At 68.5% G+C, this 14,603-nt stretch carries 17 protein-coding genes and 1 pseudogene; 8 read left to right on the forward strand and 10 right to left on the reverse strand.

Going from position 1 to position 14,603, the window contains the following annotated elements; all coding sequences use genetic code 11:
• Positions 1 to 72: 72 nt before the first annotated feature.
• On the reverse strand, positions 73 to 2,271 hold the full coding sequence (locus AC36XV_RS07085; protein WP_492202980.1) for a hypothetical protein: 2,199 nt from the start codon (positions 2,269 to 2,271) through the stop codon (positions 73 to 75).
• A 93-nt stretch (positions 2,272 to 2,364) separates the two neighbouring features.
• On the opposite strand from AC36XV_RS07085, the gene AC36XV_RS07090 reads away from it, so the two are divergent.
• The 3 genes from AC36XV_RS07090 to AC36XV_RS07100 all read left to right on the forward strand — a co-directional run bounded on the left by AC36XV_RS07090 (position 2,365) and on the right by AC36XV_RS07100 (position 4,906).
• The gene (locus AC36XV_RS07090; protein ID WP_492202981.1) at positions 2,365 to 3,744 is read left to right on the forward strand and encodes an NAD-dependent succinate-semialdehyde dehydrogenase; all 1,380 of its coding nucleotides are present in this window, start codon (positions 2,365 to 2,367) and stop codon (positions 3,742 to 3,744) included.
• Positions 3,745 to 3,857: 113 nt separating this feature from the next.
• Entirely contained in the window at positions 3,858 to 4,364 is a 507-nt protein-coding gene (locus AC36XV_RS07095; RefSeq protein ID WP_492202982.1) for a ferritin, read from the forward strand.
• Positions 4,365 to 4,366: 2 nt separating this feature from the next.
• A complete protein-coding gene (locus AC36XV_RS07100) occupies positions 4,367 to 4,906 on the forward strand; it encodes an FKBP-type peptidyl-prolyl cis-trans isomerase (RefSeq protein WP_492202983.1) in 540 nt (179 codons plus the stop codon).
• On the opposite strand, the gene AC36XV_RS07105 is transcribed toward AC36XV_RS07100, so the two are convergent.
• The 3 genes from AC36XV_RS07105 to AC36XV_RS07115 all read right to left on the reverse strand — a co-directional run bounded on the left by AC36XV_RS07105 (position 4,896) and on the right by AC36XV_RS07115 (position 5,883).
• Complete coding sequence (locus tag AC36XV_RS07105) at positions 4,896 to 5,183, reverse strand: hypothetical protein (RefSeq protein WP_492202984.1); 288 nt, start codon at positions 5,181 to 5,183, stop codon at positions 4,896 to 4,898. The two genes, AC36XV_RS07100 and AC36XV_RS07105, sit on opposite strands and share 11 nt — an antisense overlap.
• 238 nt (positions 5,184 to 5,421) lie before the next feature.
• Positions 5,422 to 5,694: an OsmC family protein gene (locus tag AC36XV_RS07110; protein WP_492202985.1), complete on the reverse strand. Its 273-nt coding sequence runs from the start codon at positions 5,692 to 5,694 to the stop codon at positions 5,422 to 5,424.
• Positions 5,695 to 5,883, reverse strand: coding sequence for a hypothetical protein (locus AC36XV_RS07115; protein WP_492202986.1), 189 nt, complete (start codon positions 5,881 to 5,883; stop codon positions 5,695 to 5,697). It abuts the gene before it with no gap.
• A gap of 139 nt (positions 5,884 to 6,022) precedes the next feature.
• Here AC36XV_RS07115 and AC36XV_RS07120 point away from each other — a divergent pair, with 139 nt between their 5' ends.
• Both AC36XV_RS07120 and AC36XV_RS07125 read left to right on the forward strand, forming a co-directional pair.
• Positions 6,023 to 6,394: a hypothetical protein gene (locus AC36XV_RS07120; protein WP_492202987.1), complete on the forward strand. Its 372-nt coding sequence runs from the start codon at positions 6,023 to 6,025 to the stop codon at positions 6,392 to 6,394.
• A gap of 13 nt (positions 6,395 to 6,407) precedes the next feature.
• Positions 6,408 to 7,208: an MOSC domain-containing protein gene (locus tag AC36XV_RS07125; protein WP_492202988.1), complete on the forward strand. Its 801-nt coding sequence runs from the start codon at positions 6,408 to 6,410 to the stop codon at positions 7,206 to 7,208.
• A 30-nt stretch (positions 7,209 to 7,238) separates the two neighbouring features.
• Here AC36XV_RS07125 and AC36XV_RS07130 read toward each other — a convergent pair whose 3' ends face one another.
• The 3 genes from AC36XV_RS07130 to AC36XV_RS07140 all read right to left on the reverse strand — a co-directional run bounded on the left by AC36XV_RS07130 (position 7,239) and on the right by AC36XV_RS07140 (position 10,333).
• On the reverse strand, positions 7,239 to 8,021 hold the full coding sequence (locus AC36XV_RS07130; protein WP_492202989.1) for a hypothetical protein: 783 nt from the start codon (positions 8,019 to 8,021) through the stop codon (positions 7,239 to 7,241).
• Complete coding sequence (locus AC36XV_RS07135) at positions 8,015 to 9,820, reverse strand: hypothetical protein (RefSeq protein ID WP_492202990.1); 1,806 nt, start codon at positions 9,818 to 9,820, stop codon at positions 8,015 to 8,017. Before AC36XV_RS07135 ends, AC36XV_RS07130 begins: the two co-directional genes overlap by 7 nt.
• Before the next feature lie 288 nt (positions 9,821 to 10,108).
• The gene (locus AC36XV_RS07140; protein WP_492202991.1) at positions 10,109 to 10,333 is read right to left on the reverse strand and encodes a hypothetical protein; all 225 of its coding nucleotides are present in this window, start codon (positions 10,331 to 10,333) and stop codon (positions 10,109 to 10,111) included.
• Positions 10,334 to 10,554: 221 nt separating this feature from the next.
• On the opposite strand from AC36XV_RS07140, the gene AC36XV_RS07145 reads away from it, so the two are divergent.
• A complete protein-coding gene (locus AC36XV_RS07145) occupies positions 10,555 to 11,067 on the forward strand; it encodes a hypothetical protein (RefSeq protein ID WP_492202992.1) in 513 nt (170 codons plus the stop codon).
• A 6-nt stretch (positions 11,068 to 11,073) separates the two neighbouring features.
• On the opposite strand, the gene AC36XV_RS07150 is transcribed toward AC36XV_RS07145, so the two are convergent.
• Positions 11,074 to 11,928, reverse strand: coding sequence for an alpha/beta fold hydrolase (locus AC36XV_RS07150; protein WP_492202993.1), 855 nt, complete (start codon positions 11,926 to 11,928; stop codon positions 11,074 to 11,076).
• Complete coding sequence (locus AC36XV_RS07155; protein ID WP_492202994.1) at positions 11,925 to 13,067, reverse strand: glycosyltransferase; 1,143 nt, start codon at positions 13,065 to 13,067, stop codon at positions 11,925 to 11,927. Before AC36XV_RS07155 ends, AC36XV_RS07150 begins: the two co-directional genes overlap by 4 nt.
• Before the next feature lie 135 nt (positions 13,068 to 13,202).
• On the opposite strand from AC36XV_RS07155, the gene trxA reads away from it, so the two are divergent.
• Both trxA and AC36XV_RS07165 read left to right on the forward strand, forming a co-directional pair.
• Positions 13,203 to 13,658, forward strand: coding sequence for a thioredoxin (trxA, locus tag AC36XV_RS07160; protein WP_492202995.1), 456 nt, complete (start codon positions 13,203 to 13,205; stop codon positions 13,656 to 13,658).
• A 16-nt stretch (positions 13,659 to 13,674) separates the two neighbouring features.
• Positions 13,675 to 14,112: a hypothetical protein gene (locus AC36XV_RS07165; RefSeq protein WP_492202996.1), complete on the forward strand. Its 438-nt coding sequence runs from the start codon at positions 13,675 to 13,677 to the stop codon at positions 14,110 to 14,112.
• A 92-nt stretch (positions 14,113 to 14,204) separates the two neighbouring features.
• On the opposite strand, the pseudogene AC36XV_RS07170 reads toward AC36XV_RS07165, so the two are convergent.
• Positions 14,205 to 14,465, reverse strand: a pseudogene (locus AC36XV_RS07170) (DUF3536 domain-containing protein); the annotation flags it as partial.
• Positions 14,466 to 14,603 lie beyond the last annotated feature (138 nt).

Here is a 14,603-nt window from a genome sequence, read left to right on the forward strand (position 1 = left end):
TCCGACCCTCTTCTTCGCGTGCGGTACACGACTCGAGACAAGATCGTATCGCGGGGGCCGACGGGAAACCCGTCAGAGGAGCGCGTCGAGATACAGGAGGAACTGCCACCGGAGCGGCCCGGCGCCCTGCACCCCTCTCGCCAGATCGGCCCGGAGGAGTCCGTCCAGAACCGAGATCCCGCCTCCCACGGAGATGAAAGGATCGCGCAGCGACAGGTCTCCCCTGTCCCCTGCCGTCCCGAAATCCCCGAACGCGACGACGCGGACGGCCGGAAGACCGACGCCGATCTCCGAGCGTGCCATCCAGAACGCCTCTCCGGCGATCTGTCCGGCCTCGAACGATCGGATGGCCCGTGGTCCCGACAGGTAGTACAGCTTCTGCGTGGGGACCTCGCCGAAGGTGGTGCCGGTGGACAGCTCCACGCCTGCCGAGAACCGCCAGAACAGGGGCAGGCCGAGCGTGGCACCGACGGCCAGCCGGGCGTACCGGCGATCTCCGAGTCCACCCTCTCCCCACACGGTGGTGGTGGCGATCACCCCGTCCGGGTCGACGCCCCACTGGGCTCGAAGCTCCCCGGCCAGGGCGGTGATCCAGATCTCATCCGCTTCGATGTTGGGGGGCGGATCATCTTTCCCGAGAAGCTCCGCGAGGGAGAAGTTCGTGTTCTTCTCCACCGCCTCGTGGTGCTCCGTGAAGGCCCGCAGGTCGTGACGAAACCTCCCGGACTCGTCCCGGTGGGCGATCGTGATCCCACCTGCGCGGTAGTACTCACCGAAATCCGCTCCGAACAGGAGTGCGTTGATCGAGCTCTCGAGATTCAGGGGGTTCCCCCAGTCGTTGGCCGCCTGGAGTCTGTAGTACGCGGATGCCTCCACACTCGACCCGGCCGCCAGATCGTCCCGCAGACCCACCTCCACGTTGGGCACCCAGTCGCCGATCCCGAGCCGCACTTCCCCCACCCCCGTCATGCCCGCCACCGGCCCCTGTCGGCGAAGCCCGGCGCTGAGCGCTTCGACCCGGTTGTACCGGAACAGTCCGAACCGCGACAGCGCGGGTGGAGCGACCGCACGCGCCCGCGTGAGCTGGTCGAGCTCCCGCTCCATGCGGTCGATCTCCTCTGGAGTGAAGGTGAGCGACTGGCCCGAGAAGAAGTCGTCCGAGAGGAGCGGCGAGTTGCGGAGCGAGTCCCGGGGAGGGATCAACACGATCTCCTCGACCGTCCGTCCGTCGTCTTCCTTGCGTTCGCTCGTGCGTCGTACCCAGCCCGGAGGCAGATCCTCCTCCGCCACGTCGAGGGTGTCGGCCTGGTTCAACACGTAGTCGTGGACCGATATCTCCACCGCCACCGGTACCCTGAGGAGGCCGCCGGCCCGGCCCTCGCCCTCGAAGCGGATGCGCCAGGGGAGCCACCAGCGGAGTTCCTGGAGCGCATAGTCCACGATCATGTGGTGCACGCTGGCGGTGATCGGCTTCACGAAGCCGGGCACGTCCTCGGCGTCCTCCGGCTCGTCGAGCTCGAGGTTGAAGTCACGGGCCGGACGGTACGCCCCACGAACGAGCGCCGCCGTCTCGAGATCGAACCAGACGGCGCCGGCCAGGAGACCGAACTCCATCCGGCGCGGCTCCAGCCGGATCTGAACCAGCGTGATCTCTTCCCCGCTCGACGGAAGCACGATCCGGATGGTGTCGCCCGAAGCGTACCGGTAGTGGAGACCGGCGGTATCCGCGAGCGGGTGCAGGAACGATTCCCCGGCCAGCATGAGCCGATCGCCCTGCGGGTCCAGGGGAATCAGGTCGTCCGGGTCCTCCCCGCAGCGTGTCTCGTCGCCGTCCCGGGTCCGGCAGCCTTCGTCCACCTCGACTTCCTCGCCGACGATCGGCACCTCCTGACGGCTCCCCAGCCACCGGTAGATCTCCCGGCCGGCCGAGTCCCATCGGACCCGAGCGATCTGCTCGCTCAGGAACAGGCCTCTCTCGCGCCGGAACCGCACGGCCGAGAGGCCGACGTATATCCTCTCCGAGATGGTGGCTTCGTAGCTGGCCAGGCCGGCCGCTTCCGTGCCTCGGGCCCGTCGGGCCCGCTCGATCATTTCGCGCGCGCCGGCATCCGCGTAGGTGTCGACCGGTATCGTGTCACCCGTCGCCGGGGACTGCGCGGCCGGAGACGGGTTCTCCTGGGCCAGCCCGTGGACCGGCCCGGCCAGGACCGCGAGAGCGATCAGAACGAGACCAGCGCGCGAAGTTGGCGTTCCTGGACAGCGCGAAACCATGACCTCTCCGGTCGTTTCGGTTTGCCCTCCGGGGTTACCTTCGGGAAGTAGGTACGCCATCGAACGGCCCGCAGTTTCACTCAGGAGCATCCCATGGCCATGCAGAGCCTGAACCCTGCTACCGGTGACATCATCCGAACGTACGAAGAAACTGACGAAGACGGCGTGCAGGCAGCGCTGGACGCGGCCGTCGGGACGCAGAGCGAATTCGCTGCGCTCCCGGTCGGACAACGCGCGGCCTGGCTCCGCCGGGCCGCCGAGCAGCTCGCCGATCGGAAGGATGAGCTGGCCCGCCTGATGACGGCCGAGATGGGAAAGACGGTGGCCGCGGCCCGGGCCGAGGTCGAGAAATGCGAGTGGGTGTGCCGCTTCTACGCGGACAGGGGGGCCTCCTTCCTGGCCGACGAGAGGGTCGAGACCGATGCGCCGGACAGCCGGGTGCGGTTTCAGCCGCTCGGCGTCGTGCTGGCCATCATGCCGTGGAATTTTCCGCTCTGGCAGGTGTTCCGGTTCGCCGCGCCCGCCCTCGTGGCGGGCAACGCGGGGCTCCTGAAACACGCGTCCAACGTGCCGGGCTGCGCGCTGGCGATCGAGTCGGTCCTTCACGAAGCCGGCTTTCCTCAAGCCGTCTTCCGGTCCCTGCTGATCGGAGCGGGGCGGGCGGAAGCCCTCGTGACCGATCGCCGGATCGCGGCCGTGACGCTCACGGGCAGCGAACCGGCGGGCCGGGCGGTGGCGGCGGCGGCCGGGAGGAGCCTCAAGAAGACGGTGCTGGAGCTCGGAGGGTCCGATCCCTATGTCGTCCTCGATGACGCGGATCTGGAGGCGGCGCTCCGGACGGCCGTTCGGGCCCGGACCCTCAACAACGGCCAGTCCTGCATCGCGGCCAAGAGGTTCATCGTGACCGAAGGCATCGCGTCGGCCTTCGAGAACGGTCTGGTCGAGGCGATGGCCGGACTCCGCGTCGGCGACCCGATGAGCGCCGGGACGGACATCGGGCCTCTCGCCACGGAGGCGATTCGGGAGGAGCTCCACGACCAGGTCACGCGATCCGTGGAGGCAGGCGCCGCTCTCCGCACCGGCGGCGAGATCCCCGCGGGCCCGGGCTACTTCTATCCTCCGACCGTGCTCACCGATGTGCCGCGGGACTGCCCGGTGGCGACGGAGGAGACGTTCGGCCCGGTCGCTCCGGTGTTTCGAGTCCGCTCGGCCGACGAGGCGCTGGAACTCGCCAACGCGACCGAGTTCGGCCTCGGCGCCGCCGTATGGACCGGGAGCGAAGACACGGCCGCTCGCTTCATCGACCGACTGCAGGCCGGCTCCGTGTTCGTCAACGCCATGGTGGCGTCCGACCCGAGGCTGCCCTTCGGAGGCATCGGCCGGTCCGGGTACGGACGCGAGCTCGGGGTCTATGGACTGAGGGAGTTTCTCAACATCAAGACGGTGTGGAGCGGGATGGGAGCAGGCGCCTGAAACGGCCGGGCCACGCGGTTGCCGACCCGTATCGGACGAGGCAGGTTGTCCGGTGTCATCGGCCGGCTCCCCGGGGCCGGCGTGTTCACACATCTTCTCGCACGAGGAGGCCCATGATCAGCGACAAGCTCCAGGACGCCATCAACGAGCAGATCAAGTACGAGCTCTACTCCGCATACATGTACCTCGCGATGTCCGCCGACTGCTCGGACCGGAACCTCACGGGGTTCGCCCACTGGCTGCGGTTGCAGGCCCAGGAAGAGGTGGACCACGCGATGCGCTTCTTCGACTTCCTGATCGAGCGGGGCGGACGGGTCGAGCTGCATGCGATCGACAAGCCGCCATTCGAATTCGGTTCCCCGCTCGAGATCATGGAGCGCTCGCTCGAGCACGAGCGCTTCGTGACCTCCCGGATCAACGAGCTCTACGATCTGGCCAACGCGGAGCAGGACCGCCCGGCACAGGTCATGCTGCAGTGGTTCGTGACCGAGCAGGTCGAGGAGGAGGCGAGCATTGACGAGATCGTTCAGCGCATGAAGATGTTCGGCGCGGACGGAGCGGCACTGTTCATGCTGGACCGAGATCTCGGCTCCAGAGGCCCCGAAGAGGACGAGGCGTAGCCATGATGCACGGCGGACTCCGGCACTCGCGTGGACCGGCGGTGGGAGCCGCGTTCGGCTTTCTCGCTCTGCTGTTCCTGGCCGGTTGCGACGTACGCGACCGGGGGAAGGTGGAGCGCCCGGCCGCAGATCCGCAGATGGAGTCGGCCGCCGTCCCCACCGACTTCGCCGAATCGCTCGGAGTGAACCTGACCGATATGCGTCAGACCCCGTCGGGCCTGTACATCCAGGACCTGGAGGAGGGGAGAGGGCTCGCGGCGCGGCCGGGACACGTGGTTGTGGTCCACTATACCGGCTGGCTGCCGAACGGCGATGAGATCGACAGCACGCGGGACGCCGGAGAGGCGCGCAGCTTTCAGCTCGGGGCCCGGAGGGACATCATCGCCGGATGGGAGGAAGGCGTGACCGGAATGCGGATCGGAGGCAAGCGCAGGCTGGTCATTCCCCCGCAGCTCGCCTACGGCGCCAGGGGCGTCCCGGGGGCGATCCCTCCGAACGCCACCCTGGTCTACGAGTTCGAGCTTCTGGAAATCAGAATGTGACGGACGCGTCCGAGTCCCTCGGGTAACGGGCGTACAGAGCCGCAGCCGCGATGCCGCCGCCGTAGACCACCAGCGCCGGGACCCACTGACCGACGGCCAGCGCCACGAGAGGCGCTCCGGCGACGGTGGCGGGAAACAGGACGGAGGCGAGGATGATTCCCCACGTTCCGGCCACCTCGGCGGCGAGGTGGATACCGACCTCCAGCCCCGTGAACGCGGCCGCAGCGAGTCCGACGCATGCCAGTCCCCGTATCCAGATGACGCGTTGTCCCGCCATGGCTCCTCCCGGATGTTGCGACAAAATGTCCCGACCTGGTCTCACGTCGCGCGTCCTGGCACGGCGCAGGATTCTTACCCCGAGGAGCAGTCTTTCTCGTTACTGTATACTCTGAAACAACATAGGAGGGGGGAGCCGGAGCACTCGACCGGTGACCCGGCCCCCGGGTGGCCGGTACTGATTGCGATGGAATGCAGGGTTTTGCGGATCGGCCGACCCGCATGCCGCGACCTTTCGCTCAGTCCACTTCTTCGATCTCGGCCTCCCAGTCGACCTGCACGGCGCCGGCCAGGCTCGCCGCAGTCGGGCACTTCGCGGCATGACGCGCCAGCGCCCGGTCGACCTTGTCTCGGGCGGCGCCCGGAATCCTCAGCTGGTAGCGAACGACGATCCGCGTGAGCACCGGCAACCCGTCCACGACTTCGTTGATCCCCTCCACCTCGGCCACGATGTCGTCCGGGGAAAGGAATACCTCGCGCACCTCCAGTGCGCCGTTCAGGGTACCGAGCATTCACCCGCCCGTGGCCGCCACGATGTAGTCGACGGGCAGAGGCAGGGCCTTGCCCTCGAGCCCGTAGTGCTCCTTGATGGCTCCGTGCACCCCCATGTCGAAGTGCACCCCGGTGGCGATCTCGGCCTCCCGGTGGACCCCTCTCACCTTGCGCACATTCGCCACGGCCCGGTAGATCGGAGACTCCATGAGTCGACTCCCATGAGTAGCGTTGAGGGTCGGCGGTCCCTGCGGCCGACCGCGCGTCGGCCCAAGGTAGCCGGATCGGCACCGTTGCGGCACCGCGTGCCGGGGCACGGAAGAGGAAGTCCACCGGAAAGGGAACACGATGTCACCCACTCTCTACAAGCTCATCCACATCGCCGGGCTCCTGATGGTGTTCCTGTCGCTCGGAGGCATCGCGCTCCACGCGATGAACGGGGGAACGAAGGACACCAACCGGGCCCGTAAGCTCACTACGACCACGTACGCGGTCGGGCTGTTCCTGATCTTGCTCGGAGGCTTCGGGTGGCTGGGCGCGTCGGGGATGATGAGCGCCGGCATGCCGGGTTGGACCTGGGCGAAGCTCGGCATCTGGATGGCGATCGGGGCGCTCCTCGCCCTTCCGAACGTCAAGCCGGAGCTGAGCCGCTTCGTCTGGATCGCCGCCCCCGTACTCGGAGTGCTCGGAGGATGGCTGGCCGGGAGCAAGCCGTTCTGAGGAGGGGCACGGGATGAGGGTCTCGGGCCTGTACGTCTATCCGCTCAAGTCGGCCCGCGGACTCCCGGTCGTGGAAGCGGCGCTCGACGACTTCGGATTCGCCGGGGACCGGCGCTGGTGCGTGGTGGACCCGAGCGGGCGAGCGATCACACAGCGCGAGTGCCCGGCCCTGGCGACGGTAGCCGCGCGACCGGTGGCCGCCGGCATCGAGATCCTCACGGACGGACGGGAGCCGCTCGGCGTAGGCGTCCCCGGCCCGGACCGGAATGCGGTCGCGGTCCGTGTACACGAGGCCCGAACCGAGGGCGTACCGGTCTCGACGGAAGCCGACGCATGGCTCGAGGCGGCTCTGGGGATCCCGTGCCGGCTCGTCCACATGCCTGCGACCGTCGTCCGCCCGGTGAGCCCGAAGTACGGTCGCCCGGGCGATCGTGTCGGCTTCGCGGACGGATATCCGCTCCTGCTCACCAGCGAGGCGTCTCTCGCGGACGTCAACCGGCGGCTGGACGCCCCCGTTCCGATGGATCGGTTCCGGGCCAACGTGGTGATCGATGGGGAGGGTGCGTTCGCGGAAGACGGCTGGAAACGCCTCCGGATCGGAGCCGTCGAGTTCCGGGTGGCCAAGCCGTGTTCGCGGTGTGTGGTGATCACGACCGACCAGCGGACGGGCGCCCGCGGGGAGGAGCCGTTGAGGACGCTCGCCAGCTTCCGGACTTCGAATGGAAAGGTGTGGTTCGGTCAGAACCTCATCCACGACGGTCGAGGCACCCTTCGGGAGGGGGACCCGGTCGAGGTGCTGGAACGGCTCTCCTGAACGTCTTCAGCGAGAGGCCGCCGTCCTCCGTCAGGTGCAGGGGTGCTCGGGCAGCTCCACCGGCCGCAGCGTGTAGTTGCGCTCCTCGAACACGGCGCCCGTGGCCTCGAAGTAGTTCTTCCAGAAGTCCTTGACCCGCTGGCTCTGGTGCGTGTCGACCCTGGCGCCCACCACGTAGACGCAGAGGCCCGACAGGTCGGGCAGCGTGCCATTCGCCTTTTCGCGCTCGACCCAGTCGGCCGGGGGCATGCGCACGAGGCCCTCCATGTCGATCGTGCGATTCGACTGGAGCATATCGGAGAAGATGTACAACGTCGCCTCGCGCCCGGGACCGGCCCTCAGGTCCGCCCCGACATCGTGCAGCGTCGACAGGATGTCCGTGCCGTCGATGTTTCCGCGCCCCGTCGTGTCGGTGAAGGCGACCAGGTAGTCCTGGGCGTCACGGAGGAACCGGGCGCGCGTCACGGAGTCCCGCATCATCGCCTGCTCCGAAAACTCCCGCTGCGGGACCGTCTCCGTCCAGCGCTGAGGGGGCTCCTCGAGAGAAAGCTGCAGCAACTGGTGGGCCGCGATTCGATCTCCGTGATCGAGCTTTCGGACGCGTTCGTTGGTCAGCTGGCGCGCCAGGTCGAGCTGGTGGTTCGAGATGCTCGTGGAACGGTCGTAGACGAACACGACCAGCTGGGGCGTCGAACGCTTGACGACACCTCCCTCGCCCTCGCCGCCCGCGGCGTTGCCTTCCTGAGTGCCGCACCCGGCGATCAACGCGACGCCGGCCAGCACGGCCAGCTTCCGTACACTCCCGACTACCATGCCGTCGCCTCTTGCGTGAATCGGGTCCTGATCTTCTCGAAGCTCTCCTGGAGGTCGCGGCGCTCGGCCTCGTAGTCCTCGGGATCCCGCATCAGCAGCTCGCGAGTGTCCCGCTCGTCGACCACCAGCTCGAGCTCGACCGGATCCGAGAACGCCTTGATTTCACGGGGATCCAGACCCCGCAGTCGCCCATTCTCGGCCCGGTACGCCACGATCGTGGCTTCCAGCTGACTGGCCAGGGCCGGTGCCTCCCTGAGAGGCGTCTCGGAAAGTAAGCTCGCAAGCTCGCGAATGGTACGGACCGCATCCCCCATCGCATCCGCGACCCGCTGCTGGACCGCATCGCCGAGGTTCACGAGCTCACGTCGCTGTCTCTCGAACGGGGTGTCGTTGAAGCGGTCGCGGCGGGGGTCCCGCATATGGAAGTAGGCCGCCGAGATCGCGACGAGGACCAGCGTCGTGTTCAGCAGGAGGATGGGGAAGCTGAGGCCGCTCATCGAAGCGGCGTACTCTCGCTGTTCCTTGGCGAGGGCTTCGAGATCATCCGCACGGTTGGCCTGCTCGTTGGCCGCCACCAGGTTCCCATCCACTCGCAGCCAGCTGGCGGTGCGGCGCAGCTCTTCGATCTTCACGCTGTCCTGTGCGAACCGGTCGACCGACACCTCCCCGAGCGTGACGCGGGCCTCGAACAACACCCCGATCACCAGGGCGAGACCGATTCCCGACAGGATCATCGGAATCACGAACTCGCCGGCGGATCGCTTGCCCAGCGTTTCTCCGGTTCGGCGGGCGGACTGCTGCATCATGAGCGACCGCAGCGAATGACCGAAGAAGTGCGCGAGGACGCACAGGAAGGTGACCACACCCGCCGCGAGCAGCGCCGCGTCGGGACGGAGGATGAACTGCGAAGCCACCCGGAGCGCGCCGGCGAGCCAGCCTTCGCTCGTCTCCGCCACGTACCGGAGCTGCTGCTCCGTAAGCGGATCCCGCGGAAGCAGCGCCCCGAACACGGGTGCATTGGCGAGAAACTCGACGATACCGAGAAACGTGATCGCGAGCGCGTACCACCGCGTCTTGAACTGCCGTTGCGCCGCGTTCTCTTCCGGGTCCTCGACCTCCTCCTCCAGGGTGCTCTCCACGGCCGTGCGGTTCATGTCCCACCGCTTCTTGAGGCGGAACAACTCGCTGGTGACACGCTCGAACCGGTCCACGTCGAGCGAGATACCGGCCAGGATTCGGGTGACGCGTCCCTCGAGCTCGGCGACGAGAGAGTTCAGCCGCGCTCGCTCCCGGGCCTGCCAGTTCCGGAACAGGGACACGGCACGATCTCTCAGCTCCTCCTCCGACTCCGCCAGCCCCCCGGCTGCCACGTCCGGAAGATCGGCCTCCGCGTCGCGGGTCGCCATCTCCATGGCGGCGACGCGCAGACGGCGCACGCTGAGTCCGACCGATTCCTCGAGCGCTGCCCTGCCCGTCTCCGGAAGCGTGTCGGTGTCGCGCTCCAGCGGTCGCTTCGCCTCGGGGGACGCAGGAGGCTCCGGCGGCGCCGGCTCCACCGTCTGCGGCCCGTCCCATTCGGCCGTGGACGGGTCGGTCGGCTCGGGTCTCCAGAGCGTCTCCCGGGGTTCGGGCTCGGGTGCCGCCGCCTCCCGGACCCGATCCAGCCAGGTCGGGTGTGCTCGGGCCCCGGACGCATCCTGGGCCGCGGGGGCATCCGCCTCGGGTCTCGACGGGGATTCCGACTGGAAGGCGGCCTTCAGCTCGCTCTCTCGTGCGCTCATGTTCTCCTTCTCATCCATGACGGTACGCCTTCCAGGGGTCCGCGCCCGGGATACCGTTCCCGCCGGCTCTCCGACCGCGTCCCCGCCGGTGCTCCACGAAGCTGTGGTCGCGGCAAGAACGCGGCCACCAGACTCGCCCGGGCATGTGTGGTAGCAATTCTATGTCCCAAATACACTTACGATCATCGTTCGGGCACCCCGGCCGCGAAAGCGATGCGAAAACTTGGTCGCATCGTGCATCCGTTTCGGCACCCCGGAACCCCGGAATATCGCCCATACGGGAAGAGGAAGCGAGCAACGTGGCACCTAGTACATGCGCTCCCGCTGGATCTCCCGGGCCATCGCACGGGCCGCCTCGGCCAGAGTTTGCTCCACCTCCAGCAGAGCCCGCTCGAGGACCGCGTCCACCTCCTGCTCCGAGGTCAGGGTCATGGCGGCTCGCTCGGCACCCTCCACGATGTCGTCCACGCGGCTTCGAACGTCGTTCTTGATCGCGTGGAGAAGAGCCTCGGTCGTCGCGCTGTAACTCATGGCGTCCGCTCCCTCTCCAGGTGTCCGCCCTCTTTGGAGGCAAGCCGGACGCCACGCTCGGGGGATTTTGGGATTGGACCCCGTAACATGCACGGTAACAATAAGTTACGGAACCTCGAGGACCGAGGGCACCCGCAGCGGAGGTCGCAAACTCCCGGCATGGCGGTGGCAAAAAGCCAAGCGGGTGCGCAAAAGGGCGATCGCGACCGGAGGATGAGATCGTGGTGACGGGACGCCCCAGGGTGGAGAGGACCCTGTACACCGTACGACGAGGAGGAACGATCGCTTCGACCGCCTGCCGTGCCCGGTGGACTGCGGACGGCCGGGGCTTCGCCCTGGTCGCGGTTCTCGTGCTGCTCGCCGGGCTGTTCGTCGGGGCGACTGGCATCTTTCTGGCCTGCCGGGCCGATCTGCGGATCGCGATCGGGCAGGCGGCCTCGATCCGCGCCTTCTATCTTGCGGAGGCGGGCCTGGCGACCTGGCTCGCGGGGCCGGTGCAGCCGGTCGTCGCCTCGTACCGGATCGCCGGTGACTCCGTCGAGGTGAGGGCCCGCACGCTGCTCCGGGTCGACTCCGTCACGGTGGTGTACGAGCTGTCCGCCCGGGCAGACGTCGGCAGCCACGCCGGGTCCGCGGACGTCGCCAGGCGAAGCACGCGCGTCCTGGTCCGGCGCACCGGCGCGGGCCTGGCCGTCCGGGTGGGAGGCTCGTGGCGCGAGGACTTCCGGCGTTGAGGCAGATCAGCGTGGAAGGTGTCGGGCGAGGAGGTCGATCAGTCCCTCCGGGTTCGCCATGTTGAGCCAGTGGCCTCCCTCGAGGTCCACCAGCCGCACGCATTCGCCGTTCGACTCCAGCCGCTCCAGCCGGTCTGCGGACGGATCATCGAGCAGCGAGCCCTGCGTGGCGCGCACGAAGACCAGCTCCGTTCCAGGCGGCGTCGCCTCTACCACCGGCCACAGGTCTTCCCGGTAGAAGTCTTCCAGGAGCAGCTCCAGGGCACCGAGGTCCACCTTCCACCGGTACCGCGTTCCGTCGCGCACCAGGTTCGTGGCCGCCCACTCGGCGATCATCCGATCGAAGCCGGCCCTCTCCACGGCATCGATCACTTCGGAGCGGTCCTCGAACGGCTCCTCCAGGCCCGAGAGCACGCCGAGGAGGCGATCCGCCCCGGCGCGTGTGCGCGCAGCCGACGGCGTACTGTCGATCACCCAGACCTGTCGCAGGCCCGGAGGACGGCCGCGTGCGGCCGCCAGGGCGACCTTTCCGCCGAAGGAGTGTCCGAGCAGGGCCGTTTCGCGACTCCCGAGGTGAAGCAGGAGCGAGGCCACGTCCGCCGCGCTCGTCGCCACCGTATGCGGCGGCTCGAAGCCCTGACTGTCCCCGTGCAGGCGGAGGTCCACCAGCACCACGCCCCAGTCGGGTCTCGCATCCACGAGCCCCCGGGCGATCGACGCCCAGTTGCGGCCCGCCCCGAGAAAGCCGTGCAGAAACAGCACCCAGCGGCGCGGATTCGTGTCCCGAGCGCGGATCTTCCGATGTGCCAGGAGCCGCGCTGCCCCGCCGGTCGAACGCGTGGCCGGCCAGCGGCCGTTCATGGTCCCGGCGCCTCGGACACGCGCGCATCAGGTCGGACTCCGGGACGAAGAGCGGCCTGATACGCGGTCTCCGTGCGATCCAGCATCGCCTCCTCGGAGAAGCGGGACCGGACGTGTTCGCGGCCCGCGGCACCGAAGGCGCGGCAGAGCTCGGGATCGTCCAGTAGCCGACGCAGCGCCCTCGCGAGAGCCTCCGGATCCCCGGGAGGCACGATCGAGCCGGTCACCCCGTCGACGATCGCCTCTGGGATGCCCCCGACCGAGGTGCTGGCGACGGGCAGGCCGGCGGCGCTCGCCTGCAGAAGGGACTGCGGGACCCCCTCGTTGCGGATCGACGGCAGACAGAACAGGTCCAGCGCCGAGAGCACGTACGGGATGTCCTCGCGAAGGCCCGCGAACCGCACCCGCCGGGCGATCCCGAGGCGATCGGCCGTCGACTCCAGCGACGTCCGCTCGGGCCCATCGCCGACGATGAGGAGAGAGGTCCGGGGATGGGACCGCAGCAGGCTCTCGAACGCCTGCAGCAGGACCGCGTGTCCCTTGTCCGCACGCAGATAGGCCACGACGCCGATGACCTCCTCGTCGCCATCCAGGCCGAGATCCCGGCGAGCCGACTCCCGGTCCCCTGGCCGAGGCGCAAACCGCTCCGTGTCGACCCCGGTCGGAATCGAGATCGACCGGTGGAGTGGGACGAGTCCCGTTGCGGACAGCTCCTCCCGCACCGCTTCGCCGGTGGTGATCAGATAGTCCGCCTGTCCGTACAGAAAACGATGAAGAGGCCCCGGGCCCACGGGCGCCGAGATGTGACGGGTTCGCACCAGGCTGGCCGACGTCCATCGGAACCGACGCGCGACGGCCGCGGTCCAGCTGTCGGCGGAGCTGTGCGAGTTCAGGACGTCCGGTTTCAGCCGACGCACCAGCGACCCCAGCTGCACGGCGCGGATCGGCAGGCGGCGCCGGTCGAAGGAGAACGGAACCACTGGGATGTCCGCCTCCCGGGCACGGCGGAACAGCGAGCCGGTCCCGGGAGTGACCAGCCACAATTCGTGGCCACGCTCGCGCATTCCGACGCATTCGGCGAGAACGCGCCGTTCCTGGCCGCCCATCACCGTCGATGATTCCGTGTGTACGATGCGCACTCGCGTCCATCCCATCCGCTCGAGACGTCGGGACGTTGACATCCGCCGCGTTCAGGCACAATACGAAGGTGGGGAGTCCGCGACATGGCTGCCCGTACGTCGACCCCGGCTTTCGAACCTCAGAGGAACCGAACGATGACGACCCCGACCGATACGGAGGACCGGAAGGCGACCCTGAGGTGCGCCTTCTGTCGACAGCTCAACCGGCTGGATCTGGACCGCGCCGCCGAGCGGCCCGTATGCAGCGAATGCGGGCGTCCGTTTCTGCTCGACCGTCCGATCAAAATCGAGGGCGAGGACCTCCCGAGGGTGGTGGGCGGCGCCGACGTGCCCGTCCTGGTGGACTTCTATGCGGACTGGTGCGGACCGTGCAAGATGATGGCGCCGATCCTGGACGAGCTGGCGGCCGCTCGAATCGGCGAGCTGCTGGTCGCCAAGCTCGATACGGATGCCAACCCGCACGTGGCGGCTTCGATGGGAATCCGGGGGATTCCGACACTCATCCTGTTCCGCGACGGCGAGGAGGCGTCCCGGCAGACGGGAGCCGTCTCACGGTCCACGCTGGATGCCATGCTCGACGAAACCTCTTGAACGGCCGGGAATCGATGTGAACGGACCCGCTCTGGCTCGCGTCCGGAAGCCCTTCCGGGCCCTGGCGTGCGCGTTCGTGCCGGAGGCCTGCGAGCTCTCCCCCGCGGCGTGGCGGGAGGGAGAAGTCCTGGTCGACCGGCTGCTGGCCACTCGATCCTCTTCGGTTCGCCGGCAGGTGGCCTGGCTGGTCCGGGCGCTGGACCTCCTGGCGATGGCGTCGAGGGGTCGGCGACTCTCGGCCTTGCCGCCGCCGGCGGTGACGGAACTACTCGAATCTCTTCAAAACTCTCGCGTTCTCCTGCTTCGGCGCGGCATCTGGGGTCTCCGCACGCTGGCGTTCCTGGCCTATTACGGTCGACCCGAGGGCCGCGAGGCCATCGGCTACGGCGCCGACCCGGGCGGCTGGAACAGTCGGGAAGAGGCGGGCGAGGATGTACGGGAGCGGGGCCGTTGAACCGCCAGCGCTGTGACGTCGCGATCGTCGGCTCCGGTGCCGGGGGGGGAACGGCGGCCCGGGCCCTCGCGCCGCTGGTCGCCGACGGCCGTCGGGTCGTGCTGCTCGATCCAGCTCAGCAGCGTCGGGCCGAAATTGAAACTGAGGTGCCCGTAGTTGTTCACCAGCCGCACGATCCGCCCGTGGCCGTCGACGATGCGCGCCGCCCCGTTGGGCCGGTAGCACTCCGCCAGAATGCGCGCGTTCCAGTCATGGAAGGGTTCCGCGCCCGGCTCGCGGTCGACGAAGCCGGTCCACGGATTCTCCCGCGGCGGCTGATAGAAATGGCCGTGAACGACCAGGGCGGTTGTCATGCGCAAACTCCAGTGCGGTCAGCTTCGCAGGTAAAGGGCGACGTGCCACCCAGGCAGGCTCACCTCCACCGGCTCGTCGTCGGCCGTGGCCAACGTGGACGGAGGCGCCGGCGCTTCGGGCGGGCCTCCGAAGCGCTC

The organism is Candidatus Benthicola sp. (genome assembly GCF_058719085.1).